Below are 24,443 nucleotides of genomic sequence, written 5' to 3'. Positions count from 1 at the left end.
GCCGCGCCCCGACCATCGCCACCGGCCTGGCCACCAGCCGCCCCGACCTGTCCGTCTGGGTGGTCACCGGGGACGGGGACGCGCTGTCCATCGGCGGCAACCACCTCATCCACGCGCTGCGCCGCAACGTCAACCTCAAGATCCTGCTGTTCAACAACCGGATCTACGGCCTCACCAAGGGCCAGTACTCGCCCACCTCGGAGGTCGGGAAGGTCACCAAGTCCACCCCCATGGGCTCGGTCGACCACCCCTTCAACCCCGTCTCCCTCGCCCTCGGCGCCGAAGCCACCTTCGTCGGACGCGCACTGGATTCCGACCGCAAGGGCCTCACCGAGGTCCTCGGCGCGGCCGCCGCCCACCGCGGCACCGCCCTGGTCGAGATCTTCCAGGACTGCCCCATCTTCAACGACGGCTCCTTCGACCTGCTCCGCAAGCCCGAGACCAAGGACCAGCGCCTCATCGCCGTCCGGGACGGCGAGCCCATCATCTTCGGCCCCGAGAACAACCGCTACGCCGTGGTCCAGGACGGGCTACGGCTCACCGTCGTCCCCGCCGAGGGCGCCACCCCGGTGGTACACGACGCGTCCAACCACGAGCTCGCGTTCGCGCTCTCCCGGCTCAGCGACCAGGACCTGACCCACACCGTCACCGGCATCTTCCGCAACGTCGACCGCACCACCTACGACGACGCTGCCCGCGCCCAGGTCCAACCGGCCAAAGACGCAGCCGCCGCCAAGAACCCGACCACGGACCTGCATGCCCTGCTCAACGGCCGCGACACCTGGACGATCACCTGACATGGGGACCACCGACACCCGTCCCTCGGGGGCCCGTCCGGTAGCGTCGGCGGGCGCACGGAGGGGGAAGTCGATGGTGAAGGGGCCCGAGAACGGCCGCAAGCGGGCGCCGCGATCCCGGGTGTCCGATCCCGCCACGGCGATCCTGCTCGCTGCGGAGGCCTGCTTCCTGCGTCTCGGCATCACCAAGGCGACCATGGACGACATCGCCCGCGAGGCCGGCGTCTCCCGCCCCACGGTGTACCGGCACTACGTCACCCGGGACGACCTGGTCACCGGCGTGCTGCTCGCGCGGGCCCGGGACCTGTTGGACCGGGCCCGCCGGTTCATCGCCACCCGCTCGTCGATCGACGCGAAACTCGTCGACGGGATGATCTTCCTGGTGGACGCCGGGCGGCGGGACCCGATGGTCCTCCAGCTCGTCAGCCTCGAGTTCCTCGAGGTGGCGAACCGGGTCAGCGACACCCCGAAGCTGGCCACCGATCTCACCGCCGAGCTGTGGGGACCCCTCCTGCGGGAGGCGCAGGAGGCCGGCGACGTGCGACCGGATCTGGACGTCGACCGCTTCTGTGCCTGGCTGACGTTCATCGAGCTGATCCTGGTGGGTCGCATCGAGCGGCTCGGGGCCGAGGACCCGTCCCACCGCCGGCTGATGGAGCGGTTCGTGGTGCCCGCACTGCACCGAGCCGTGGACTTCGAGGCGGCCCGGCCGGCGTAGCCGCCTAGACCAGAGCGGGGAGCAGGAAGTCCCCGATCAGCTCCCGCGCGCCGGGCCCGTCCGGATCGAACAGGTCCTCGCGGCCGACCATCATCATCTCGACGTCCGCCATGAGGGCACACAGCTCGCGCAGGTCGACGTCCCGGCTCATCTCTCCGGAAGCCTGGGCCTCCAGCAGGATCGGCTCCCAGATCTCGAACGTGAGGTTCTCGGCGACGTTGCCGGAGGAGAGGATGCCGCTGGCGGCACCCAGGTTGTCCGGGCGGAGCAGGGCTCGCAGGATCGGGTCCTTGCGGCCGCCGTCGATGAGGAAGGCGAGGCCGTCGACCAGCTTGGCGGCGAAGGTCAGGCGGCTGTCGATGTACTCCCGGGCGTGCCCGCTGAAGGCGCGCGAGCGGCGGGACACCACCTCGACGATCAACGCGTCCCTGTCCGCGAAGTAGCGGTACACGGTCGGACGGGAGACACCGGCGCGCTTGGCGATGTCGTCCATGGTGGTGCGCCCCACCCCGTAGGACAGGAAGCACTCCTCGGCCGCCGCGACCAGGGCACGGCGCGCCTGCTCCGGGCCACCCGCGAAGGGTCCCCGACCTCGTCCCACGTTCGTCCCCCTGTGATCGCCGACGGCCCAGCCTACCGGGGCGCCGTCCCCGGGACCTGCTGGAACACGGGCAGGACAGCTCCCGGTTCCTCGTCGGTGCCGGACGTGACGTACCGCGCCCGCACCGGGTCACCGGCATGCAGGGTCGTCGGGTCGCCGAGCAGCCGGACCATCAGCCACGGCCCCTCCGCCAGCTCGACGACGGCGCTCACGTAGGGCACGGCGTCGGCAAGGGCGGGCAGCGGGGCCTGGTGCACCACGACCCAGCTCACCAGCGTGCCCTCCCCCGACACGACGACGGGCTCCAGCTCGGGCGACCCGGTCTCGGGGTCCGTGCGCGCCTCGGGCGGCAGCACGGTACCGGAGGGGCCGCGCTGCATCAGCAGCTCGCCGCGCGCTGCGGCCTCGTAGAACGCCGCGCTCGCCTCGTCCGGCTCCACCTGGGGGAAGGTGCTCACGACCGGTTCCTCTCGTGGGGGCTCAGCACCAGCGTGGAGTGGTGCTCCAGGATCCCGCCGTTGCCACTGACCAGCACGACGTCGGTGCGCGGGGCCTGCCGACCGCCGCCCTGGCCGCGCGCCTGGATCACCGCCTCGGACAGCGGGGTGAACCCCCACATGTAGTACGACGAGAGCTGCCCGCCGCCGGTGTTGCACGCGAGCTTCCCGCCCGGGGCGAGCATGCCGTCGGAGACGAAGTCCCCGCCCTCGCCCTTGCCGCAGAACCCGTAGTCCTCCAGCGTCACCAGGACGGTGTAGGTGTAGCAGTCGTACAGCTCGGCGACGTCCACGTCCGCCACGCCGATCCCTGCCATCCGCATGGCGGCCGGGCCGGACTTCGCCGCAGGAGTGACCAACCCCCAGTCCGACCCGGCGTGCATGCGGCGGGGGGCGTGGGCCTGGCCGTACCCCCACAGGTGGACCGGTGGCTGCGCCAGCGTCGCGGCCCGGTCCGCCGCGGTGACGACCACTGCGACCGCTCCGTTGCTGACCAGGCAGCAGTCCAGCAGGTGCAGCGGATCGGCGATCCACCGCGAGGCCTGGTGCTCGGCCACCGTCAGCGGCTCCCGCATCTGGGCGTGGGGGTTGTGCACCGCCCACGCGCGTTGGGCGACGGCGATGTCGGCGAGCTGCTCGGAGGTGGTCCCGTACCGCTCCATGTGCCGCCGAGCGCACAGCGCGTAGAGGATGTTCGGGTTGGTGGCGCCTGAGTTCACCGACCACCCCGCCATACCGTGCAGGTTCCGTGCGGCCCCGGGCCGCTTGGCACCGGAGCCCCAGGCGGCGCCCGCCTTCTGCTTCGGCTTGAGCGGGGAATCGGCGAACACGCACGCCACCGTGGTCGCCACGCCCGCGGCGATGGCCTGCGCGGCCTGCGCCACCATCACCCCCGCGGTGGCGCCGTAGGCGTTGACCTGGTTCAGCACGGCCAGATCGTGCAGCCCGAGCACCGCCCCCAGGTTCACGTTCACGTCCTGCTTCACCCCGGAGCTGACCAGCAGCCCGTCGAGGTCGGTCAGAGCCAGCCCGGCGTCCGCCACGGCGAGCCGGACCGCCTCGGCGGCCAGCGAGGTCGACGAGCGGCCGTAGACCTTGCCCATCTCGGTCAGCCCGAGACCGGCGATCGCGGCCCCGGTCATCGCCCCTCCCACACGGGAGCGCGCTTCTCGGCGAAGGCCGTGGGGCCCTCCTTCGCGTCCCTGCTGGAGAACACGATCTTCAGCGCGTCCTTGTTGATCGCCCAGACCTCGGGGCCCCAGTCCGAGCCCGCGGACGAGGACTCGTGGACCACCCGCTTGCTCTGTTGCACCGCCAGCGGCGCGTTCGCGGCGATGAGCTCGGCCAACTCCACCGCCACCTCCAGGGCGGTGCCCTGCGGCGCGACCCGGTTGACCAGGCCCAGCTCGTGGGCGCGCGCGGCGGACATCGGCTCGCCGGTCAGGATGACCTCGAGCGCCACCTTCTGCGGGATCTGACGCTGCAGGCGCAGCACCCCGCCCGCGGCGGCGAACAGCCCGCGCTTGACCTCCGGCAGCCCCAACGACGCCGTCTCGTCGATCACGGCGAGGTCGCAGGCCAGCATGATCTCGGTGCCACCGCCCATCGCGTAGCCGTTGACGGCCGCGATCGTCGGCTTCCCGACGAAGTGCTGAGCCAGCCCGGCGAACCCACGCTCGGGGTGCTCCCGGTCGTCGATCCGGTTGCCCCGGGCCAGCTCCTTGAGGTCCGCACCCGCGCAGAAGCCCCGACCCGCGCCGGTGATCACGACGACCCGCACCTCCGGGTCCTCCTGTGCCTGCGCCAACGCGCCACCCGCAGCGACGGACAGCGCCGAGTTCACCGCATTCATGGCCTTCGGCCGGTTGAGGGTGATGACTCCGACGTGCCCGCGCTTCTCGAACAGGGCGGCGGGCTCGATGGTCTCGGCAGTGCTGGGATCGGACGTGGTCATCGGCTGCGCTCCGGGGCGAGGTAGACGGACTTCAGGGCGACGTACGGGGCGAGTCCCTCCGGACCCATCTCGCGGCCGAGCCCGCTGGACTTGACCCCGCCGAACGGTCCGAGGACGTCCAGGCCGTAGTGGTTGATCCCCACCGTGCCGGACTCGATCCGGTCCGCCAGTGCCGCGCCGCGCTCGGGGTCGGTGGTCCACACAGTGCCACCGAGCCCGTACTCCGAGTCGTTCGCCAGCGCGATGGCTTCGTCCTCGTCCGCATAGGGCGTCACGACGAGGACCGGGCCGAAGACCTCCTGACGGGCGAGTGCGTCCGTGTTCGCGACGTCCGCGAACACGGTCGGTTCCACGAACCAGCCGGAGCCGAGGTCGGCGGGGGTGGATCCGCCGGCCGTCAGGCGTGCTCCGCTCCGACGGCCGGCGTCGACATGGGCGAGCACTCGCTCGCGTTGGGCCGCGCTGACCAGCGGGCCGATCTGGGTGGTCTTGTCCAGCGGGTCCCCGATCCGTAGCGCTCGCACCGTGTCGGTGACGGCGTCGACGACCTCGGCGTAGCGCGAGCGCGGCGCCAGGATCCGGGTGCAGGCGTGGCAGGTCTGGCCGTTGTTGGCCAGCGACACCTCCGGCAGCGCGCGCGTGAACAGGTCGAGGTCGGCGTCCGCGGCGACCAGCGAGGCCGACTTGCCGCCGAGCTCGAGGGTCACCGGGCGCAGCAAGCGCCCACACACCTCGCCGATCGCGCGGCCCGCCGCAGTGGACCCGGTGAACGCCACCTTGTCCACGCCTGGGTGCTCGACCAGGTAGGCGCCCGCCTCCCGGCCGCCGGGCAGCACGTTGAGCACCCCCGGGGGCAGGCCCGCCCCCAGGGCTGCGTCGGCGAAGACGTACGCGTCGAGCGCGGTCTCCGGCGCGGGCTTGAGCACCACGGTGCAGCCTGCGGCGAGGGCGGGCGCGATCTTCATGGCGGCCAGGGCCTGCGGGTAGTTCCACGGCGTGATCGCCGCGACCACCCCGATCGGGCCCCGGCGCACCCGGGTCCGCGACAGCAGGCCGGGGCGGACGTCGTCGGCGTCGAGCGTCTCGGCGAGTCCCGCGTAGTAGTCGAGGGTGATCGCCGGGCTGAATCCGTTGGCCCCGACCGACAGGGAGCGAGGCATGCCGTTCTCTCGGCTGACCAGCTCGGCGGTGCCGCGACCGCGGGCCTTCATCGCGGCGGCGAAGCGTCGGATCGCCTCGGCGCGCTCGGCGCCCGTCGTCCTCCCCCACGGCCCTGCCAGCGCCGCGCGGGCCGCGGCCACGGCGGCGTCGACATCAGCAGTACCCGCGAGCGGGGCGGTGCCCAGGACCTTCTCGGTCGCCGCCTCGATCACCTCGACGATGGCGCCCGTCGCGGGATCCCGCCAGTCCCCGTCGACGAGGAAGTGGGAACGGTCCAGCGTCACTGTGCGTCCTCTCCGCCGCGGAGCTTCTGTGCATCCGGCCTCGCGACCGTAACGACGCCGTCGTGCGACATGCAACGTCCTCTGTCTCACAGTAAGAAGCGGGCCGGGCGGCCGACGTGCGGCGGCCACCCGGCCCGGTCCCCTCGCCGAGGCGGGCTCAGACGGGCGTCAGCTCGGAGACGAGCCAGTCGCCGTCGACCTCCTGCAGGGTCACCCGGATCCGGCTGCCCGACAGGGTCGGGTCGGGCTTGTCCGCGGACTGCGTGGTCTGGTTGAGGAACATCAGCAGGGTGACCTGGTCGGTCCCCTCCGTGCCCACCACCGAGCTGGACACCACGGACGACCGCGTGGTCAGCTGCTGCCGGGTGGCCGCCGGACCGACGATGTCCGCGATCAGCGAGCCGTAGTCCTCCCTGAACTGCCCGGTGACGAGGGCCTGCCGGTCCTGCTGGTCCGCGACGATGGTGCGGTAGTCGTAGGACAGCAGCGTGGTGACCTTCTGCTCCGCCGCCGCGCTCGCCGCGCCGCGGGCGCTCTCGACCTGCGCCTGGCGCAGGGCGAAGAACCCGAACAGCCCCGCGGCGAGCAGCAGCACGGTCGCCATCGCGCCGAGGACCGTGTACGCCCGCTTCGGCCTGCGCCGCGCGTCCGCCCAGGCAGCCGCGGGGAGCCCCGCGGCCTGCCGCGCACCGGCGCCGATCGAGCCGATCCCGCCGCGCGCGGCGGTCAGGACCCCGCCCAGCCGTCCGCTGCGCTGCTCGTTCTCCCGCTCCTCGCTCACGGCACGAACTCCACTCGCGACACCAGCCATCTCCCGTCCTGGTGCTCCAGCTGCTCGACGAGCCGGTAGAACCGCTGCTCGCCCTGGGGCACCGTCTTGTTCTTGACCGTGGTCTTCACCGCCACGACCGCGGAGGCGGTGTCGCCGTCGAACTTCTCGATGCCGGCCTCGGTGACCTCGCCGGCCGTGACGACCTCGCCCTCCTTCACCACCCCGACGTAGGAGTCGAGGTTCTGGGTGAACAGGCCGCCGAAGTCCCCGGTGGAGCCGTCGAGCACCCGCCGGACGTCCTCCTCTGCGTGACCGAAGTCGATCGACGTGAGGTTCACGGCGGTCTGCCGGGCGGCGGACAGCGCGTTCTCGCGCGCCGAGGCCTCCGCGGAACCGTTGGCCCAGAACACACCCGCGGTGATCGCGGCGGCCAGCAGCAGCATGGTCACCACCAGCAGCGCGATCAGGCCGAACGGGCTGCCCCCGCGCTGCGGGCGGTCCCCGTCGGACCGGTCGGTGGCGGTGCCGGAGTCGGTGGCGGAGGTGTCGAGGTCCTCGTCCACCACACCGTCCTCCCGGACGGGTGCGGGTGGGCTCGCGCCCCTGTCCCTGTCGACGGAACGGGTCATGCGCCCGCCCCGGTGAGCAGAAGTGATGGCCATGTCATCTCCTCGGGCTTCGGTGCCGGAGTGCTGTTCGCGCCCAGTGCGGCGAGCGGCTCGAAGAAGGCGGGTCGCCCGTTCAGCGGGCTGTCGGGGGCGATGGTGAGCCGCCCGGCCTCCTCCGTGCTGAAGCCGGAGCCCCGGCACTGGAAGATCGTCGCCGCACGACGTCCGGGGGGTGACCCGGGCTCGAAGCACGGCAGGTTGCGGGCGCTGCGCGCCAGGGTGGGGTCGCCCTGCGGCAGCTTGCAGTAGCTGTTCTGTGGCAGGGGGAGGTCCCCGAGCTCACTGGAGTTGCGCGGCCCACCGGGCTGTCCCGGGGACGTCCATCCCTCTACACAGGACGGCGGGTTGACGTTCGTCTCGAGGTTGAACCGCAGAGCACCCGGCTGGTCCTTCGGCACGATCATCTGGTTGACGACCGCCCACATGGGATAGACCACGAGGACCTGCTCGATCGGGGCGTGGTACGCCTCGGCCAGCCGGGTCAGCACGCCCGTGGTGGAGAGCAGGGTCGGCGTCGTCCGGCTCAGGTCCTTGAGCAGGTCGGTCGCCTTGCCCGCCGCCGCGGAGCCCTCGGCGAGCACCCCGCGCAGAGCGGGGTCGTTGTCCCGCAGCGCCTGCGAGAAACCCGCCAGATCCGCACTCCAGCCGCGGATCGCGTCGCTGGACACCAGCTGGGGATCGGCGAACGGCTGGAAGTCCTGGAGCAGCCTCTCGGTGGCGTCGTAGTTCTCGCTTGCGGTGCGCACGAGGGTCTTCGTGTTGTCGACGAGCCGACCCAGGTCCGGGCCGATGCCGTCGAAGGCCGCCGCGAACTCGTCGAGCGTGCTCTGGAGCTCCTCGCGCGGCACCGAGGCGAGCAGGGTGTCCGCGGACTGGAGCACGTCCGCCGTGGGCGGTGGGATCGCCGTGCGGGACAGCGGGATCACATCACCCTCGGCCAGCACCGGACCGGTGTCCCCCGGCGGCGGGATCAGGTCGAGGTACTGCTCACCGATGGCCGACACGCTGTGCACCTCGGCGGAGCTCGCGGCAGACGGCAGCCGGTCGTCGTCGAGCGACATCGTGGCGACCACGTGCCCGTCGGAGAGCCGGACGTCGGTGACCTCGCCGATCGTGACGCCGCGATAGGTGACGTTCGCGCTCGGGTAGAGCCCTCCCGCCGCGGGCAGCTGCACCGACGCCGAGGTGCGGCCGAACCCGATGAGGCTCGGCACCTGGACATAGACGAACACGATGAGGATCGCCGCGACGAGCGTGAGCACCGTGAAGACGACCAGCTGCACCTTGACGAAACGAGAGATCAACATGTCAGTTCCCTCCCGTCAGGCCGTCGAGGAGCCCGCCGACCGAACCGCGCTGCGGCCCGGGGTCGCCCTCCGGACGCTGGTCCGGCGGGATGGGCTCGCCCGTCGGCGGGGACGGCGGATCGGTGGGGCGCCTGGCGGGCTCGGAGCCGGCCGCTCCCCCGGTGGCGGGCAGCAGATCCCCGACGACCGGCGGGACTTCGCCGCCCTGGATCGGGGCCAGGAGCGGGTTCGCGTTCTGCAGGGCCGCTCCCCCGGTTCCGGCGAGCACCTTCTCGAAGTCGCCCAGGCTGCCCGCGAACGGGGTGCCGGTGAGGAAGTTGCGGTCCAGCGTGGACAGCGTCAGGTCGAGGGTGAGCCAGAAGTTGACGTAGTCGCCTCGGAAGGTCTCCGAGAAGCCCTTGAGCGGGAACACGATCGTCCCCAGCAGGCCCAACGAGTCGGTGAGCGACCGCCCCGAGTCCGCGAGCCCGCGCAGGGCGGGCTCGAGGTTCGCGACGTTGGTCGCCAGGTCGGTGGAGGTCCGCTGGATCACGTCGTCCGCGGCCACCCCGAAGTCACCGAGCGCGCTGAGGGTGCTGGTGAGCGTGCTTCGCTGGTCGTTGAGCACCTGCAGCGCGGGCGGGAGCGAGTCGAGCGCGTCCTCGATCGTCGAGTTCTGCTCGGCGAAACGGGCGGCGAGCCGGTCCAGGCCGTCGATGGCGCGGACGATGTCCGCTTTCTGGTCGTCGATGCCGACAGCGAAGGTGTTGAGCTGCTCCAGCAGGCTGCGATAGGTCTCCTCCTTGCCGTCGATCGCCTTGTCCAGCTCCGTGGTGATCGTCTTGAGCTGGTTGAGCCCGCCGCCGTTGAGCAGCGCGGCGACGGACGCGAGGACCTGCTCGGTCTCCGGGTACTTGCCGCTCTGCGCCGACGGGATCCGGGAGTCCGCCGCCACGAGCCGGGGGGCGGGCGCGGAAGGCTGGTCGAGCTCGATGTACTTGGCGCCCAACAGCGACACCTGGCCGACCTTGGCCGTCACGTTCTCCGGGAGCCGGACGTCCGGGTTCAGCGTGACCGTGACGAGGGCCTTCCAGCCGTCCAGCTCGATCTTCTGGATGTTGCCGACGGTGACGTCCCCGATCCGCACGGGGTTGTTCGGCACGAGGTCGGCGACGTCGTTCATCTCGATCTGGACGGCGTAGGAGCCCTCCTTCGTCCCTTCCGCGCCGGGGAGGGTGAAGTCGTTGAGCCCCTTGTAGTCGCAGCCGGACAGCAGCACCGTCGCCGAAGCGAGGGCCGCGAGCAGGATGGTCTTGCGCATCAGTTGCCCCCGTTCGGGACGAGCAGGCCGCCCAGCCCCGGGACGTCGACGGGCGGCGGCAGCTGGGCCGGGCGCTCGGCGACGGGAGGGGCGGGGTCGATGGGCCCGGGATCGGGCTGGTCGGCGCCGCCGCCCGGGACGAGCAGCGGGTTGACCTGGCCGGGCACCTGCTGCACGCGCAGCACGTTCAGCAACGGCCCGAGGTAGCTCTTGCAGGACTGCACGCCCTGGTCGACGCTCTGGTACGCCACGGCGTAGGCCGAGCAGACGAAGTCCGCGGGCGTGTTGAGGTTGTCCACGACCAGCGCGCCGGAGAGTGAGCCGGAGCGCGGGCTGTAGATGTTGAACAGGTTCATCAGCGTGCTCGGGCCGACGTGCAGGATCGTCGCGAGGTCGTCGCGGCTGTCGGCGAGCGTGCGGGTGAAACGGCCGAGCTTGTCGACCGCCGTGTTCAGCGGCGCCCCGTTGGTGTCGACGAACTCCTGCACCGCTCGGGCCGCCGCGTCGACGCCCTGTAGAGCCGCGGTGAGCTCGTCGGTGTTGTCGTTCAGGAACGACGAGACGGTGGACAGCCTGCCGTTGAACTCGACGATCTGCTCGTCCATGGCGGACAGCGCGGTGACGAAGGCCTGCAGGTTCCGGACCGTGCCGAAGAGGTCCTCGCGGCCGTCGGTGAGGGTCTGGACCGCGGCCGAGGCCTCGCGGACCATCTGGTTGAACCTGGCGCCCTGACCGCCTGCCGCGTTGGCGGCCACGGTGTCGGCGAAGCGCTTGAGCGCACCGTCCTCGTCGATGCCGTCCGGGCCGAGGGCCTGCGAGAGGTTCCCGATCTCCTTCTTGAGGTCGTCGAACTCCAGCGGGGAGGCCGTGCGGTCCTGTGGGATGATCCCGTCGTCCGCCAGGACCGGGCCGCCGGTGTAGGCGGGGGCGATCTGCAGGAACCGGGTCGCGACCAGTGTCGGCGAGATGATCGCGGCCTTGGCGTCCGCCGGCAGGTCGTACTTCGACGCGTAGTCGAAGGTGACCTTGACCGAGTCGCCCTCGGGCTCGATCGCGGTGATCTCGCCGACGTCCACGCCCTGGATCCGCACGCGGTCCTCGGGGTAGACGTTCTTGACCGAGGCGAAGTACGCCACCCCGGTCTTGCTGCCGCCCTGGATCAGCACGACCAGGCCGGCGACCAGCAGCCCGACGACGACGACGCCGAGCACCTTGGTCACGGTGCCGAGTGCACGCATCAGTTGCCCACCAGTCCGATCAGGCCCGACGGTGCGGGCAGCTCCGGTACCGCACCCGCGACGGGGTTGTCCGGCACCGTGAGGCTCGGGATGTAGTCGCTGACCGGGAACAGCGTCGGGACCAGCCCGGAGAGGTCGCCGTGTCCGGTGAAGTACGGGCCGGTCGAGAGGCCCTCACCGAGACCGGTGATGAAGCTCGACACGCGCTGGACCGAGGAGACGATGTTGCCCTCGTTGCGCTCGATGACCTCCATCGAGGCGTTGAGCTGGTCCAGGGCCGGCTTGAGCCGGTCCCGCTGCTCCTCGTTGAGCGCGACGATCTGGTCCGCGACCGCCTTGGTGTTCACCAGCAGCTCGTGCAGCACCTCGCGGCGCGACTCGAGCTCGTGCAGCAGGGTGTTGCCGTCGACCAGCAGCGTGGTGAGCCGGCCGGTGCGGCCCTTGAGCACCTCGGTGACCTTCTCGGCCCGGTCGAACAGCGCCCGCAGCGCCTCGTCGCGCGAGGCGATGGTCTGCGAGATCCGGGTGATGCCCGCGAAGGCGGGCCCGATCTCGTCCGGGGTGTCGGCGAAGGCCTCCGAGAAGGTGTCCATGGCCTGACCGAGCTGGTCCATGTCGACCTCGCCCGTGCGGCGGGTCAGGTCCTCGATGCCCTGGGTGACGCTGTAGGGCGACCTGGTGCGCGCGACGGGGATGACGTCGCCCGCGGACATCTCGCCGTCCCCGGCGGGTTCGATCCCGAGCTGCCGCTCGCCCAGCAGGGTCTGGGTGCGGATGGTCGCCCGGGTCGCCTCGCCGAGCGAGACGTCCTTGGCGGTGAACCGGACGACGACGTCGGCGCCGTCGAGGTCCACCGAGGTCACGTCGCCGACCGGGGTCCCGGCGACCGTGACGGCGTCACCGGACTTGAGCCCGCCGCCCTCGACGAACCGGGCCTCGTAGGTGGTGCCCGCGAACACCGGCAGGGCGGCGAGCTGGAAGGAGCCGAAGAGCACGGCCAGCAGGCCGATCAGGCCGGCGATCGCGATGACGACGGGATTCTTCTCCCGGAAGCGGAGCTTCATCCGCCGCTCACCTCCTGGTCGCGGGAGTCGGCCGGGGTCGGGTTCTCCCCGGCGCCGGTGCCCGGCGGGTTCGCCCTGCGCTCCTCGACGACCGGGTCGTAGGCCTCACGCTGCTCCGGGGTCTCCAACGGCTCGACGCCCGGCTTGCACCGGTCGACGTTGTCCGAGGGGCCGACCCATGGCGTGTACATCGGCTGCCCGTCCGGCCCGGTGAGCTTGAGCCGCAGCGAGCAGATGAACAGGTTGTAGGTCGCGCCGCGGGACCCGAGCCGAGAGACCCGCAGGTAGGCGCCCGGCAGCAGGGACAGGTTCTCGTCCACGGCCGCCTGGCCCTCGTTGACCAGCGTGGCCACCCGGTCGACCTGGTCGACCGTGCCCCTGAGCGGGCCGCGCAGGTCGCCCAGGAGCCTGTCGGTGCCCGAGACGAGCCGGTCGATGTCCACGAAGGACTGGCCGAGCGGACCGCGGTCGGCGTTCAGGCCGCTGATCAGCTGCTGGAGCCGGTCGATGGTCTGCTCGAGCTGCGGGGCGCGTTGGTCCAACGTGCCCAGCACGGTGTTGAGGTTGGTGACGACCTGGCCGATCACCTGGTCGCGGTCGGCGAGGGTGTTGGTCAGCGAGCCCGCCCTGGCGAGCAGGGACTCGATCGTGCCGCCCTCACCCTGGAAGACCTGGATGGCGTCCTGGGTCAGCGAGTTGATCTTCTCCGGCGCCAGCCCCTCGAACAGCGGGTTGAAGCCGGCCAGCAGCACGTCCAGGTCGAGCGCGGGCTTCGTCTGCGCGATCGGCAGCGTTCCGCCCTCGACCAGCGGCGCCGAGCTGCCTGCGCCCTCGCTCAGCGCGAGGTAGCGGTCGCCGGTGAGGTTCAGGTAGCGGGCCGAGGCCTGCATCCCCTCCGGCAGCTGCCGGTCCGCCTCGACGTCGAAGGTCACCAGACCCTGGGTGTTGTCGTACACCGAGACGTCGGAGACCTTGCCGACATTCACTCCCGCGATCCGCACCGAGTCCCCCGGGCGCAGCCCGGAGGTGTCCCGGAAGACCGCGGAGTAGGTCTTGGTCGCAGTGAACCATCCGCCGCCGGAGAGCTCGAAGCCGATGAGCCCCAGCACCAGCACCGTCGCGATGACGAAGACGATGCTCTTGGTCAGTGGGGCCGCGATGGCCTGTGCATTGGTCCCGCTCATCGCTGCGCCCCCTCGGTGCCCTGAGCCGCGAGCGGTCCGAACAGCTGGGCCACCAGGGGTGGGTCCCCGATTCGCAGCGTGTTGTCGCCCGGGTACGGGTTCGGCTCGCCGCCCTCGTCGACGTCGCGCAACAGCGAGTCCGGGGTCGACAACCCGTCGACGGACGGGAGGCCGTTGCAGTTCGGGCCGCCGGTGGCCGCGACGACCGGTGGTGCATCGTAGGCGCGGTCTCCCGGCTCGAAGGTCGTGTTGCCGACCAGGCCAGGGACGGTGTCGCCCTGGGTCTTCTCGAGTCGCTTGCGGCCCTCGTCCATGCCCTGGATGAAGCAGGCGAACACCGGCGAGTACTCCCTGAGCAGCCCCGTGGTCGGCAGCGCGGTGCGGGTGACCTCCTCGAGGTCGTCGCCGTTCTGCCGGAAGAAGTCCGCACCGACCCCGGAGAGCTTCGAGACGCTGAACAGGAAGCTGTCCAGCTGGGCCTGCTGGTCCACGACGGTCTTGCTGGTGAAGGCCGCGTTGTCCAGCAGGGTCGTCAGGTCCGGCGCGATGTCGGCGTAGAGGTTCGTGAGGTCGGCGCCGCGCTGCAGCGTGCGCTGCAGGTCGGGCAGGTTCTCGTTGAACCGGCGGAGGTAGGCCTCCAACTCGACTGCCGTCTCGCCGATCTGCGTGCCGCGGCCGTCGAGCGACTGGGCCATGTTGCCCAGGAAGGCGCTGACCTTGTCCGGCTCCAGTGTGGTGAGAACGTCGTCGAGGTGGTCGAACAGCGTGTTGACCTCGACCGTGACCCGGTCCGTCATCAGCGTGTCGTTCGCCGCGAGGGTCGCCGTCGACGGCTGCGCGGGGACGGTGATCCCCACGGTCTTGGCGCCGAACGCGGTGAGCTGGTTGAGCTGGACCCCGGCGTTGGCCGGGATCTCGTCGAGGGTCGCGGGGTCCATGTCGAGCGTGATGGAGACCGTCCTCCCGTCCTCGTCGAGCGAGACCGTCCCGACCTCGCCGACGTCCACGCCGAGCAGCTGCACCCTGTTGCCCGGGTACATCTGCAGGCCGGTCCGGTCCGCCCGCACGAGGACGGGGACGGTGCTGGTGAAGGCCTTGTCGTAGACGGCTACGCAGAGGGCGGTGAAGCCGCCGATCACCCCGAGGAGGATCACCGCGTAGAGCTTGAGCTTGATCGACTGTGCCATCGCGCGCCTACCCCGAGATCCGGAAGGCGTCGGAGTCGGCGTAGAGGGCCATCGAGATGGCCAGCTCGACGGCGAGCACCGCGATCAGGGAGGTGCGTACCGCCTTGCCGACCGCACGTCCCACGCCGGCCGGGCCGCCGGTGGCGGTGTAGCCGTAGTAGGTGTGGATCAGGATGACCACCACGGAGATCCCGACGGCCTGGGCGAAGGAGTAGAGCACGTCCTGCCACTGCATGAACGTGTCCATGTAGTGGTCGTAGGTGCCCTCGGACAGGCCGAAGAAGTAGACCTGGGTCAGCTTCCAGCCGATCCACGCCCCGCACATCGCCATGGCGAAGATCGGGATGATCGTGATCATCCCCGCCACCAGCCTGGTGGTGACCAGGTAGGGCAGGGAGCGGACGCCGATGACCTCCAGGGCGTCGATCTCCTCCGACACCCGCATGGCTCCCAGCTGGGCGGTGAACCCCGAGCCCACCGTGGCCGCGAGTGCTGCGCCCGCGACGATCGGGGTCAGCAGCCGTGGGTTGATGATCGCCGAGGCGAACCCGCCGAGGGCCTCGAGCTGGAGGTTGGACAGCGCGTCGAAGGTCTGGACGCCGCCCGTCACACCCGCGAACAGGGTGATGAACAGCGTGATGACCGAGGAGCCACCGATCACGGCCAGCGCCCCGGAGGACATGCCGACCTCGGCGATCAGCCGGACCTGCTCGGTCTTGTAGCTCTTGACCGCCTTGGGGGTCCAGGCGATCGACTTGCCGTAGAACTCGGCCTGGCGGCCGAGGTCGTCGAGCAGGTTCAGCGGGGCTCTGAGCACCCTGGAGAGGCCGCTCATCAGTGGCCTCCCACGATGCCGAGCGAATACGGGATCTGCGTGAGCAGGATGTTGATCGGGAACAGCGCGAGGAACGTGTAGACGACCGTCTCGTTCACCGCGTTCCCGACGCCGCGTGGACCGGCGGCGCAGGTCATGCCGCGGTAGCAGCCGATCAGGGCGCCGACGACGCCGAACACCACCGCGCGGATCTCGCCGTGCACCAGGTCCTCGAAGCCGACCAGCAACTTCATCGAGTCCACGTATTGGCCGGGTGAGGCTCCCTGGAGGAAGACGCCGAACACGAACCCGCCGGAGAGGCCGATCAGGATCATGACGCCGTTGAGCAGGAAGGCGTTGACCGCGGTGGCGAGCACGCGCGGCACGACCAGGCGCTGGACGGTGTCGATGCCCAGCACCTCCATCGCGTCGAGCTCCTCGCGGATCTTGCGGGCACCGATGTCCGCACAGATCGCCGTCGACGAGGCGCCCGCGATGATGAACGTCGTGGCCACCGGCCCGATCTGGGTCACCGTCGCGAAGCCCGAACCGGAGCCCGAGAGGTCGATGGCGCCGATCTCGACCAGGATCAGGTTGAACTGGAAGGTCACCAGCGCCACGAACGGGATGCCCAGCAGGATCGCCGGGCCCAGGGAGACGGACGCGACGAACCACGTCTGCTGGATGAACTCGCGCCACTGGAACGGGCGCTTGAACATCGCGACGAAGGTGTCGAGCGTGAACGCGAAGAAGCCGCCGATGGGCTTGACGACGCGGGTGAGGGTGGGAGCCGCCATCACGCCCCCGTCCGAGACGGGGACCGCGGCGGCCTGCCTGCGGTGGGGAGCTGCTGCATCTGGGCCTCTGCACTGAGACGTGGCGTCGGGGAGTCCGCCGGGGAGCTGTCAGCGAGGTCAACGACCGGTGATGCGACAAGTTACGTTCTCCGTAACGTCGACTGACCGAGACGTGCGTATCGACCAGCATCCTACCTGGGAATCTTCGCCTACTTGCCACTCGTCCAGGTGAACGCCCCGGCCGTCACGCAGCTTCAACTGACAGAATTCGTTGTACGTATCATCAGCACGCGGCGCAGGTGACCCGGGACACACGATACCCGGTTTCTCTAGGACCTTTAGGTTGGGTCCGCCCCCGCGCGACGAGCCCAACGGAGGTGCTCCATGCCCGGTGTCGAGGTGACCGTCGAAGGTCTATCCAAGTCCTTCGGCCGCGCCAACATCTGGTCCGACGTGACCCTGACCCTGCCCCCCGGCGAGGTCTCCGTCCTCCTCGGCCCGTCCGGGACCGGCAAGTCGGTCTTCCTCAAGTCCCTGATCGGGCTGCTCAAGCCGGAGAAGGGCTCCATCGTCATCCACGACACCGACCTGGTGCGCTGCAACGAGAGCAAGCTCTACGAGCTGCGGAAGCTCTTCGGGGTGCTGTTCCAGGACGGCGCGCTGTTCGGGTCGATGAACCTCTACGACAACATCGCCTTCCCCCTGCGCGAGCACACCAAGAAGTCCGAGGCGCAGATCAAGGACATCGTCATGGAGAAGATGGACATGGTCGGACTCAAGGGGGACGAGTACAAGCTCCCCGGCGAGATCTCCGGCGGGATGCGCAAGCGTGCCGGGCTGGCCCGGGCACTGGTGCTCGACCCGGAGATCATCCTGTTCGACGAGCCGGACTCCGGCCTCGATCCCGTCCGCACCGCGTACCTGAACCAGCTCATCCTGGATCTGAACGCGCAGACGGACTCGACGTTTCTGATCGTCACCCACGACATCAACACCGCGCAGACCGTGCCGGACAACATCGGCATGCTCTACCGCAAGCACCTGGCCATGTTCGGCCCGCGCGAGGTCCTCCTGACCAGCGACGACCCGGTCGTCTCGCAGTTCCTCAACGGCCGCCGCCAAGGCCCGATCGGGATGAGCGAGGAGAAGGACACCGCCCAGGCCCAGCGCGAGATGGCCGAGATCGACGAGCTGTCCGGTCTCCCCCCGCTCAAGCCCCAGATCGAGGCGAGCAAGGGCATGCCCGAGCGCAAGGCCGTCGCGCGGCGCCAGAAGCGGGTACGGGACATGCTGCACACCCTGCCGCCCGCCGCGCAGGAGGCGATCCAGCGCTCGTTCGCCGAGCAGGAGCACGCCCACGGCCGTGCTGCGGTCGTCGGTGCCGCCCCCTACGGCCGTCCAGACGAGGCACCCACCTCCGAGATCCCTCGGGTCCCCGATGCGCCGCTCGGCGCGCCGGTGGATCGAGGCCGCCACCACCAGCGCTGAGAAAGGACACACCCGATCCGGACCAGCGCCGCGGAAGGCGCGCCGGTCGACGTGCTCATCCTCCACACGGCCCGACGCTCCGCCCCCGTGCGCGGGCGGAGCGTCAGGGGCGCTTGAGCGGGACCGCGTCCGCCGGGACCGTCGGGTAGGCCTTGCGCAGCTCCGGTTTCGCGATCTTCGCGGAGAACGTGCGGGGCAGCGGCTCGGTGCGCACGACGGCGAACCGGGGCCGCTTGAAGCTCGCGAGATCCGCGTTGGCCCGCTCGGCGATCCGGTCCAGCACCGGGGTCGGATCGCCGCCGCAGGTCACGAGCACCATGGGGACCTCGCCCCACTGCTCGTCCGGCACGCCGATGACGGCGAGCTCGGCGACCCCCTGGACCCCGGCCAGGGCGCGCTCGATCTCGGCCGGGTAGACGTTGATCCCGCCGGAGATCAGCATGTCCTTGGTGCGATCGACGACCTTGAGGTAGCCGCGCTCGTCCATGCTCCCGAGATCGCCGGAGCGCAGCCAGCCGCCGGGCAGCATCGTCGCCGCCGTCGCCTCGGGATTGCGCCAGTACTCCTTCATCACGTGGGCGCCGCGGACGAGGATCTCCCCCACCGCCCCGGGTTCCGCCGTCTCGTCCGGATCCTCGGCACCGATCCGGACCGCGGTCCCCATGATCGCCTTGCCCGCGTAGCCGGGGTAGGTCGCGGCGTCCTCGGCGCGCAGCGCACTGACCAGCCCGGATGCCTCCGTCATGCCGTAGACCTGCACCAGCGACACCCCGCGCTCGCGATAGGCCTCCAAGAGGTCCAGCCGCACCGGGGCTCCACCGACCGCCGCGGACACCAGCGACGACAGGTCGCGGGTGCCGAAGTCCGGTGACGCCGCCATCCGTTCCCAGAGCACCGGCACGGTGGTCAGCGCCGAGATCCGGTGCTTCTCGATCATTCCGAGGTACCTGTCGGGATCGAAGTCCCGCTCGAGGACCATCGTGCCGCCCGCGTACACGCTGAACTGCATGAAGCACGAGATCACGGCGCCGGTGTAGACCAACGGGACCGCGACCAGGATCCGATCCCGCCAGCTCAGCCCCTCGGACACCACCTTGGCCTCCGCGGGGGCCAGCACGCTGCGGTGTGTCAGGGCCGCGCCCTTCTGCACCCCGGTGGTGCCGGAGGTGTAGCAGAGGAAGGCCACGTCGTCCGCCGCGATCTCCACCGCCGGCGGGGTGGGACCCGCCTCCAACAGCGTGGACCACCGTGGCAGGTCCGACCCGCCCACGCACACCGCGTCGACGTCGGGGACCGAGGCCAGGTTCGGTGCGAGGGCGTCCTCGGTGACGACGACGCGGGGGTCGGCGTCGACGACGAGCGGCGCCAGCTCCCCCGCCGTGAGCCGCACGTTCAGCGGCACGCTCACCGCGCCGAGCTTGAGCGTGGCCAGGATGGTGTGGACGAGCTCGGGCCGGTTGCCCATCAGCGCGCCGACCCGGTCGCCCCGCCGCACCCCGCGGGCGGCGAGGCCCGTGGCGACGGCGTCGCTGATCGCGTCCAGTTCCGCCCACGTGTACTGCTCGTCCCCGCAGATCAGGGCCGTGTGTTCAGGGCGCCAGTGGCCCCAGAATCGGACGAGGTCAGCGAGGTTCACGACCACTCCAGTCGACGTCGACGAGTTCTTCGAGATCCGGGGTCACCCCGAGGGCGACCCCGGTCCAGCCTGACACGTGAGACAGAATTCGTCAATCGTCTCAGCGCACGCGGGGGAACCGTTCCGCGGCATCGGCGTAGACCCCGCGCAGGTCCCTCTTCGCGACCTTGCCGCTGGCCATCCGGGGTAGGGGTCCGTCGTGGGCGATGACGTAGCGCGGCACCTTGTAGTCCGCCAGCCGGGCGCTCGCGAAGGCGACGAGCGCGGCGGGATCCAGGTCGCCGTCGGCGTGCACGACCGCCGCCGGCGTCTCGCCGAACTTGTCGTCCGACACCGGGATGACGGCCACCTCCGCGACTCCCGGGGCCTGCGCGAGGACGGTCTCCAGCTCGGCGGGCGAGATCTTGAGGCCACCCGAGTTGATCATCTCGCCCATCCGGTCGACGTAGGTGAGCAGACCGTCCGCGTCGAGTGTCCCGAGGTCCCCGGTGTGCAGCCAGCCCCCGCGCAGGGCCTGCTTGGTGGCCTCCTCGTTGCGCCAATAGCCAGGGAGCATCCCCGGCCCGCGCATCACGATCTCGCCCACCTCACCGGGCGCACAGTCGCGGTCGTCCGCGTCCACGACCCTGATCCGGGTGAACACCCCGCCCGTGCCGCACTTGTCCGGGTGCACGAGGGCGCCCTCGGCCGACATCGCGGTGGCCGTTCCGCCGATCTCGGTCTGCCCGTAGATCTGGCGCAACGCGACGCCGCGCGGGCGCCACTTCTCCAGCAGGGGCACAGGGACCCGTGCACCCCCGACCCAGGCGGTGGTCAGGTGCTCCATCCGCGCAGACTCGAACCCGGGGACCTGGGATACCTGCTCGAACAGGATCGGCGGCCCGGTGAAGGTGGTGATCCGGGCCTGCTGCAGGACGTCCAGGGCACGCGGCGGGTCGAACCGCGGCTGCAGGTACAGCGTGCCGCCCTGCACGAGGCTGCGGGCCAGGCCCCAGACGACCCCCGCGGCGGTGAACATCGGCAGCACGAGCAGCACCCGGAGGTCGTTGGGCGCCACCGGCTCCCCGAGCGACCACTCGTGCATGATCCCGGCGATCGTCCGGTGGGTGAACACCACGCCCTTGGGTGTGCCCGTGGTCCCGCTGGTGAACACGATCGCCGTGGGGTCGTCCGGCTGGGCGTCGTGGGCGGGCGTGGGCGGGTGCTCCCCGCCGCGCGCCGCACCGACCACCTCCTCGAGACCGAGCGGGGCGAACACCGCCCCGGCCGCCAGCACCTCGTCGAGCAACGGGAGATGGGCGGCGTCGCCGACGACCACGGTGGGCTCGCAGAGCTCCACCAGCGCGCCGAGCTCGGCGGCCAGGAACCGCTGGTTGAAGCCGCAGACCACGGCGCCGACCTTCCAGGCGCCGAGCGCGGCGACGCACCACTCGACCGAGTTGGCGCCGACGATCCCGACCCGGTCTCCCGGGCCGACCCCGGTGTCGCGCAACCGGTGTGCCACACCGTCCGACCAGCCGTCCAGCGCGGCGTAGTCGAGGACGTCCCCGTCGAAGTCGATCGCGGGATGGCCGGGGACCGTGTGCACCCACCACCGCAGGGCGTCGACGACGGTGCCGCTCATGGACTACCTCCAGTGGTGGGTGACGCGGGTCGGGCCAGGTCAGAACAGGCGGGTCATGTCCTCGGTGAGGTTGACCGTCTTGAGCTCGTAGTAGGACTGCAGCGCCTCGGGGCCGGTGTCGCGACCGACGCCCGAGCACTTCACGCCGCCGAAAGGGGCCTCGGTGTTGTAGACGAAGCCGTTGACACTGAAGGTGCCGGTGCGCACCCGGCGCGCCACGTCCGCCGCCTTCCGCGGGTCCGCGGTGAAGACGGCGCCGTGCAGGCCGTACTCCGAGTCGTTCGCGATGGCGACCGCCTGGTCCACGGTCTCGTAGCGGATGACCGAGGCCACCGGCCCGAAGATCTCCTCTTGGGCGATCTTCATGCCGTTCTCCACGCCGGTGAACACGGTGGGCTGGATGAAGGCACCCTTCTCCAGGCCCGCGGGCACCCCGCCACCGGTGGCGACCGTCGCGCCCTCGGCCCTGCCCGCCTCGATGTAGCCGAGCACCCGCTCCTGCTGGCTCTTCGACACCAGCGGCCCCATCGTGGTGGCCGGGTCGAACGGGTCGCCCACCACGAAGGACTCGGCGGTGGCCACCAGCGCGCCCACGACCTCGTCGTACCGGGAGGCGGGGACCAGGACCCGGCTGTAGGCGGCGCAGACCTGGCCGGTGTTGAAGAACGAGCCCATCGCGAGCCCGGCCATGGTGGTCTGCAGGTCGGCGTCGTCGAGCACGATCGCGGCGGACTTGCCGCCGAGCTCCAGCTGCAGGCGCTTGAAGCTGCCGCCCGCCTCCTGGCCGATCTGGCGGCCCGCCGCCGTCGATCCGGTGAAGCTGATCTTGTCGACGCCGGGGTGGGCGACGAGCGCGCGGCCCGCGTCCCGGTCACCGGTGATGTAGTTGAAGACACCGGCGGGCACGCCCGCCTCGTGCAGGGCTTCGGCGATGGAGAACGCGTCGAGCGGCGTCTCCGGGGCGGGCTTGTAGACCACGCTGCAGCCGGACACCAGGGCCGGGAAGATCTTCGACACGGCCATGTTGAACGGCCCGTTCCACGGCGCGATCGAGGCGACCACCCCGACCGGCTCCTTCACCACCGCCGCCGGCCCGTACATGGTCTGCCGGACCTCGGACAGGGTGTCGGTGCGTGCCACGTCGAGGAAGTACTTGCCGACCGCCAGCGCACCCGGGATCTGCATCCCTGCGATCGAGGTCGGCAGACCCATCTCGGCGGTGACCAGGCGGCCGATCTCGTCGAGCCTGGGCTCGATGAGACCGAGGGCGCGCTCCAGCACGTCGGCGCGCTCGGCCGGGCTCTTCGTCCGCCACACGCCGTCGTCGAACGACCGGCGCGCGGCCTTGACCGCGGCGTCGACGTCCTCGGCGTTCGCGTCCGGGGCCTCCCCGATGATCTCCTCCGTGGACGGGGACACCACCGGGATCCGGACGGAGGACGAGGGCTTGCGCCACTCGCCGTCGATCAGCAGCTCGTCGCGAATCGTCATGAGCGGTCCTCTCAGCGGTTGAGGTAGCCGGCGTCGACCGGGAAGGTCACGCCGGTCACGTAGCGGGCCTCGTCGGAGGCCAGGTAGACCATCGCGTTGCTGATGTCCACCGGTTCGACCAGCGGCACCGGCATCGGGTTCTGGTAGTTCGGGCTCCCCGCGATCTCGGGGAACTCCTGCACGAACGCGCCGTAGGGCTCGTTGACCACCATCGGGGTGTTCACGCCGGTCGGGTGGATCGTGTTCACGCGGATCATGTGCTTCGCCAGCTGCGAGGCGTAGAGCCGCATCAGCCCGACGACACCGTGCTTGGCCGCCGAGTACGCCGCCTGCCCCGGGACCGTGTTCAGCCCGATCGACGACAGTCCCGCCGCCGAGCTGGTGATCAGCACCGAGCCGCCCCGGCCCCGGTCGATCATGCCCGGCAGACAGGTCTCCATCGTGCGCCAGACGCCGGTCAGCAGGACGTCGATGCCGTCGAACCAGGCCTGTTCCTGCTCGCCCTCGTTGATCACCGGCATGATCCCGGCGTTGGGCAGCACGGTGTCCACGTGCCCGAACTCCCGGATGCCCGCCTCGTACGCGGACTGCAGCGAGACCTTGTCCCGTACGTCGGCCACCCGCGCGACGATCCGCCCGTCGACGCCTTCGACGAGCGCGACGGTCTCGTCGAGGTCCTCCTTGGTGGCCATCGGGTAGAACACCGACGGGATCTGCTCGCAGATGTCCACCGCGATGATCGCGGCGCCCTCCTCGGCCAGCCGGACCGCGTGCGAGCGCCCCTGGCCCCGTGCCGCACCGGTGATGAAGGCGACCTTGCCCTCGAGCCTGCCCATGGACGTCGACTCCTTCGTCTCGCGGCGGCGTCGTCGCCACCCGATGCTCAGCCTATGGGCATTAGGTGAGACGTGTCCACGACCACACCAGGGACCTGCACGTGACCGGAACGGTCACGTGTGGAGCTGCTCCAGCAGTCCGGGGAGCCGCCCGAGGCGAGCGCGACGGTCGGCGCGGAACACGGCATTGGTCTCCAGGCGCTCGCGGTCGTCCTCGAAGGGGAGCAGGAGCACCGGCTCGTCCGCGAAGGCCTTACGCGTGGCGCCGTACCTCGCCCCGCAGATGGTGAAGGCCTGCCCCGCGGACACCAGCGGCACGAGATCGGCGTGTGTGGTGTGCACCGGCAGCCGCCCGGTCACCCCGTGTCGGGACAACATTGTCTCGGCGGCGTGCGCCACGAACGGCGCGGACGAGGCCTTGAGAAAGGTGTAGGGCAGGTGCGCGAGCTCGGCCAGCCGCACGGACTCCCTTCCGTCGAAGCCCGAGCCCCGCGCCACGACGACGCGGAGCGGTTGCGCCTCGACGACGACCGCAGTCAGCGCGGGGTCCTCGACCCGCCCGTGCACGAACGCCACGTCGACGTCCCCCGCGAGCACCGCGCGCAGCAGCGGGGCCGTACTCGCGGGCCGCTGTCGCACGTCGAGACCCGGGAGTTCCTCCCGGACGAGCGCGAGGAAGCGGGCGCGCAGGTCCGGCGAGACCTCCGGCGCCGTCCCCAGCGTGACCGACCGCCGCGGCGACGCCTCGGGCAGCAGGGCGGGGAGGGCGTCGACCTGCGCGACGATCGCCCGCGCCTCACCGATCAATGCTCGGCCGGCGTCGGTGAGCGTGATCCGGTGGTAGTCGCGGGTGAACAGGGCGGCGCCGAGCTCGGCCTCCAGGTCGCGGACCCGCCTGCTCAGCGGCGAGGTCGCCATGCCGAGCCGCTCCGCCGCCCGCGAGAAGCTCGCCTCCTCGGCCACGGCGACGAAGTACCGGAGGTGGCGCAGCTCCACGACGCCGAGCATAGTCACCTACATCTGTT

General features: G+C 70.9%; 23 protein-coding genes. 3 read left to right on the top strand and 20 right to left on the bottom strand.

Translation table 11 applies throughout. From position 1 onward, the window contains the following. Window positions 1-797, top strand: a 797-nt coding sequence (locus tag ABD993_RS18195; protein ID WP_345419498.1) for a thiamine pyrophosphate-dependent enzyme, incomplete at its 5' end; no start/stop codon positions are given. A 73-nt stretch (window positions 798-870) separates the two neighbouring features. Further along, a complete protein-coding gene (locus ABD993_RS18190; protein ID WP_345419495.1) occupies window positions 871-1,515 on the top strand; it encodes a TetR/AcrR family transcriptional regulator in 645 nt (214 codons plus the stop codon). A 4-nt stretch (window positions 1,516-1,519) separates the two neighbouring features. On the opposite strand, the gene ABD993_RS18185 is transcribed toward ABD993_RS18190, so the two are convergent. The 15 genes from ABD993_RS18185 to ABD993_RS18115 all read right to left on the bottom strand — a co-directional run bounded on the left by ABD993_RS18185 (window position 1,520) and on the right by ABD993_RS18115 (window position 16,343). Beyond that, window positions 1,520-2,116: a TetR/AcrR family transcriptional regulator gene (locus ABD993_RS18185; protein ID WP_345419492.1), complete on the bottom strand. Its 597-nt coding sequence runs from the start codon at window positions 2,114-2,116 to the stop codon at window positions 1,520-1,522. A 32-nt stretch (window positions 2,117-2,148) separates the two neighbouring features. After that, on the bottom strand, window positions 2,149-2,574 hold the full coding sequence (locus ABD993_RS18180) for a Zn-ribbon domain-containing OB-fold protein (RefSeq protein ID WP_345419489.1): 426 nt from the start codon (window positions 2,572-2,574) through the stop codon (window positions 2,149-2,151). Beyond that, window positions 2,571-3,755 (bottom strand): thiolase family protein, encoded by a 1,185-nt coding sequence (locus tag ABD993_RS18175; RefSeq protein ID WP_345419486.1) that lies wholly within the window; start codon window positions 3,753-3,755, stop codon window positions 2,571-2,573. The genes ABD993_RS18180 and ABD993_RS18175 overlap by 4 nt, the downstream gene beginning before the upstream one ends. Next, window positions 3,752-4,567 carry a crotonase/enoyl-CoA hydratase family protein gene (locus ABD993_RS18170; protein WP_345419483.1) on the bottom strand — a complete coding sequence of 272 codons (816 nt, stop codon included), beginning with the start codon at window positions 4,565-4,567 and terminating at the stop codon, window positions 3,752-3,754. The genes ABD993_RS18175 and ABD993_RS18170 overlap by 4 nt, the downstream gene beginning before the upstream one ends. Further along, window positions 4,564-6,012, bottom strand: coding sequence for an aldehyde dehydrogenase (locus ABD993_RS18165; RefSeq protein WP_345419480.1), 1,449 nt, complete (start codon window positions 6,010-6,012; stop codon window positions 4,564-4,566). Before ABD993_RS18165 ends, ABD993_RS18170 begins: the two co-directional genes overlap by 4 nt. A gap of 157 nt (window positions 6,013-6,169) precedes the next feature. Next, window positions 6,170-6,793: a hypothetical protein gene (locus ABD993_RS18160; RefSeq protein WP_345419477.1), complete on the bottom strand. Its 624-nt coding sequence runs from the start codon at window positions 6,791-6,793 to the stop codon at window positions 6,170-6,172. Next, window positions 6,790-7,413 (bottom strand): hypothetical protein, encoded by a 624-nt coding sequence (locus tag ABD993_RS18155; RefSeq protein WP_345419474.1) that lies wholly within the window; start codon window positions 7,411-7,413, stop codon window positions 6,790-6,792. The genes ABD993_RS18160 and ABD993_RS18155 overlap by 4 nt, the downstream gene beginning before the upstream one ends. Continuing rightward, complete coding sequence (locus ABD993_RS18150; RefSeq protein ID WP_345419471.1) at window positions 7,410-8,759, bottom strand: MCE family protein; 1,350 nt, start codon at window positions 8,757-8,759, stop codon at window positions 7,410-7,412. Before ABD993_RS18150 ends, ABD993_RS18155 begins: the two co-directional genes overlap by 4 nt. A gap of 1 nt (window position 8,760) precedes the next feature. Then, window positions 8,761-10,059 carry an MCE family protein gene (locus tag ABD993_RS18145; RefSeq protein WP_345419468.1) on the bottom strand — a complete coding sequence of 433 codons (1,299 nt, stop codon included), beginning with the start codon at window positions 10,057-10,059 and terminating at the stop codon, window positions 8,761-8,763. After that, on the bottom strand, window positions 10,059-11,297 hold the full coding sequence (locus tag ABD993_RS18140) for an MCE family protein (RefSeq protein WP_345419465.1): 1,239 nt from the start codon (window positions 11,295-11,297) through the stop codon (window positions 10,059-10,061). Before ABD993_RS18140 ends, ABD993_RS18145 begins: the two co-directional genes overlap by 1 nt. Then, window positions 11,297-12,361, bottom strand: coding sequence for an MCE family protein (locus tag ABD993_RS18135; RefSeq protein ID WP_345419462.1), 1,065 nt, complete (start codon window positions 12,359-12,361; stop codon window positions 11,297-11,299). The genes ABD993_RS18140 and ABD993_RS18135 overlap by 1 nt, the downstream gene beginning before the upstream one ends. Further along, window positions 12,358-13,545, bottom strand: a complete 1,188-nt coding sequence (locus ABD993_RS18130; RefSeq protein ID WP_345419459.1) for an MCE family protein — start codon at window positions 13,543-13,545, stop codon at window positions 12,358-12,360. The genes ABD993_RS18135 and ABD993_RS18130 overlap by 4 nt, the downstream gene beginning before the upstream one ends. Beyond that, window positions 13,542-14,732: an MCE family protein gene (locus ABD993_RS18125; protein WP_345419456.1), complete on the bottom strand. Its 1,191-nt coding sequence runs from the start codon at window positions 14,730-14,732 to the stop codon at window positions 13,542-13,544. The genes ABD993_RS18130 and ABD993_RS18125 overlap by 4 nt, the downstream gene beginning before the upstream one ends. A 7-nt stretch (window positions 14,733-14,739) precedes the next feature. Then, window positions 14,740-15,567: an MlaE family ABC transporter permease gene (locus ABD993_RS18120; protein WP_345419453.1), complete on the bottom strand. Its 828-nt coding sequence runs from the start codon at window positions 15,565-15,567 to the stop codon at window positions 14,740-14,742. Continuing rightward, the gene (locus ABD993_RS18115; protein WP_345419450.1) at window positions 15,567-16,343 is read right to left on the bottom strand and encodes an MlaE family ABC transporter permease; all 777 of its coding nucleotides are present in this window, start codon (window positions 16,341-16,343) and stop codon (window positions 15,567-15,569) included. The genes ABD993_RS18120 and ABD993_RS18115 overlap by 1 nt, the downstream gene beginning before the upstream one ends. 384 nt (window positions 16,344-16,727) lie before the next feature. Between ABD993_RS18115 and ABD993_RS18110 the strand changes: the two genes are divergently transcribed. After that, window positions 16,728-17,831 (top strand): ABC transporter ATP-binding protein, encoded by a 1,104-nt coding sequence (locus tag ABD993_RS18110; RefSeq protein ID WP_345419447.1) that lies wholly within the window; start codon window positions 16,728-16,730, stop codon window positions 17,829-17,831. Window positions 17,832-17,934: 103 nt separating this feature from the next. Here the strand turns inward: ABD993_RS18110 and ABD993_RS18105 are convergent, their stop codons facing one another. The 5 genes from ABD993_RS18105 to ABD993_RS18085 all read right to left on the bottom strand — a co-directional run bounded on the left by ABD993_RS18105 (window position 17,935) and on the right by ABD993_RS18085 (window position 24,414). Further along, the gene (locus tag ABD993_RS18105) at window positions 17,935-19,467 is read right to left on the bottom strand and encodes a class I adenylate-forming enzyme family protein (RefSeq protein ID WP_345419444.1); all 1,533 of its coding nucleotides are present in this window, start codon (window positions 19,465-19,467) and stop codon (window positions 17,935-17,937) included. 100 nt (window positions 19,468-19,567) lie between these two features. Continuing rightward, window positions 19,568-21,091 (bottom strand): class I adenylate-forming enzyme family protein, encoded by a 1,524-nt coding sequence (locus ABD993_RS18100; RefSeq protein WP_345419441.1) that lies wholly within the window; start codon window positions 21,089-21,091, stop codon window positions 19,568-19,570. A 39-nt stretch (window positions 21,092-21,130) separates the two neighbouring features. Beyond that, complete coding sequence (locus tag ABD993_RS18095; protein ID WP_345419439.1) at window positions 21,131-22,582, bottom strand: aldehyde dehydrogenase; 1,452 nt, start codon at window positions 22,580-22,582, stop codon at window positions 21,131-21,133. Between the two features lie 11 nt (window positions 22,583-22,593). Continuing rightward, the gene (locus ABD993_RS18090) at window positions 22,594-23,418 is read right to left on the bottom strand and encodes a mycofactocin-coupled SDR family oxidoreductase (protein ID WP_345419436.1); all 825 of its coding nucleotides are present in this window, start codon (window positions 23,416-23,418) and stop codon (window positions 22,594-22,596) included. A 114-nt stretch (window positions 23,419-23,532) separates the two neighbouring features. Beyond that, the gene (locus ABD993_RS18085; RefSeq protein WP_345419433.1) at window positions 23,533-24,414 is read right to left on the bottom strand and encodes a LysR family transcriptional regulator; all 882 of its coding nucleotides are present in this window, start codon (window positions 24,412-24,414) and stop codon (window positions 23,533-23,535) included. Window positions 24,415-24,443: the final 29 nt, after the last annotated feature.

Source organism: Pseudonocardia xishanensis (genome assembly GCF_039541715.1).
GTDB lineage: Bacteria > Actinomycetota > Actinomycetes > Mycobacteriales > Pseudonocardiaceae > Pseudonocardia > Pseudonocardia xishanensis.
The sequence above is the reverse complement of the archived record's forward strand: the minus strand, read 5'-3'. Positions and strand labels throughout refer to the sequence as shown.

Bases quoted from the DNA above. Each gene is read 5' to 3' on its own strand.
- ABD993_RS18155 (WP_345419474.1), bottom strand. From the start codon at position 7,413: ATGACCCGTTCCGTCGACAGGGACAGGGGCGCGAGCCCACCCGCACCC.
- ABD993_RS18150 (WP_345419471.1), bottom strand. From the start codon at position 8,759: ATGTTGATCTCTCGTTTCGTCAAGGTGCAGCTGGTCGTCTTCACGGTG.
- ABD993_RS18135 (WP_345419462.1), bottom strand. From the start codon at position 12,361: ATGAAGCTCCGCTTCCGGGAGAAGAATCCCGTCGTCATCGCGATCGCC.
- ABD993_RS18190 (WP_345419495.1), top strand. From the start codon at position 871: ATGGTGAAGGGGCCCGAGAACGGCCGCAAGCGGGCGCCGCGATCCCGG.
- ABD993_RS18120 (WP_345419453.1), bottom strand. From the start codon at position 15,567: ATGAGCGGCCTCTCCAGGGTGCTCAGAGCCCCGCTGAACCTGCTCGAC.
- ABD993_RS18145 (WP_345419468.1), bottom strand. From the start codon at position 10,059: ATGCGCAAGACCATCCTGCTCGCGGCCCTCGCTTCGGCGACGGTGCTG.
- ABD993_RS18115 (WP_345419450.1), bottom strand. From the start codon at position 16,343: ATGGCGGCTCCCACCCTCACCCGCGTCGTCAAGCCCATCGGCGGCTTC.
- ABD993_RS18125 (WP_345419456.1), bottom strand. From the start codon at position 14,732: ATGGCACAGTCGATCAAGCTCAAGCTCTACGCGGTGATCCTCCTCGGG.
- ABD993_RS18090 (WP_345419436.1), bottom strand. From the start codon at position 23,418: ATGGGCAGGCTCGAGGGCAAGGTCGCCTTCATCACCGGTGCGGCACGG.
- ABD993_RS18170 (WP_345419483.1), bottom strand. From the start codon at position 4,567: ATGACCACGTCCGATCCCAGCACTGCCGAGACCATCGAGCCCGCCGCC.
- ABD993_RS18110 (WP_345419447.1), top strand. From the start codon at position 16,728: ATGCCCGGTGTCGAGGTGACCGTCGAAGGTCTATCCAAGTCCTTCGGC.
- ABD993_RS18175 (WP_345419486.1), bottom strand. From the start codon at position 3,755: ATGACCGGGGCCGCGATCGCCGGTCTCGGGCTGACCGAGATGGGCAAG.
- ABD993_RS18140 (WP_345419465.1), bottom strand. From the start codon at position 11,297: ATGCGTGCACTCGGCACCGTGACCAAGGTGCTCGGCGTCGTCGTCGTC.
- ABD993_RS18095 (WP_345419439.1), bottom strand. From the start codon at position 22,582: ATGACGATTCGCGACGAGCTGCTGATCGACGGCGAGTGGCGCAAGCCC.
- ABD993_RS18130 (WP_345419459.1), bottom strand. From the start codon at position 13,545: ATGAGCGGGACCAATGCACAGGCCATCGCGGCCCCACTGACCAAGAGC.
- ABD993_RS18100 (WP_345419441.1), bottom strand. From the start codon at position 21,091: ATGAGCGGCACCGTCGTCGACGCCCTGCGGTGGTGGGTGCACACGGTC.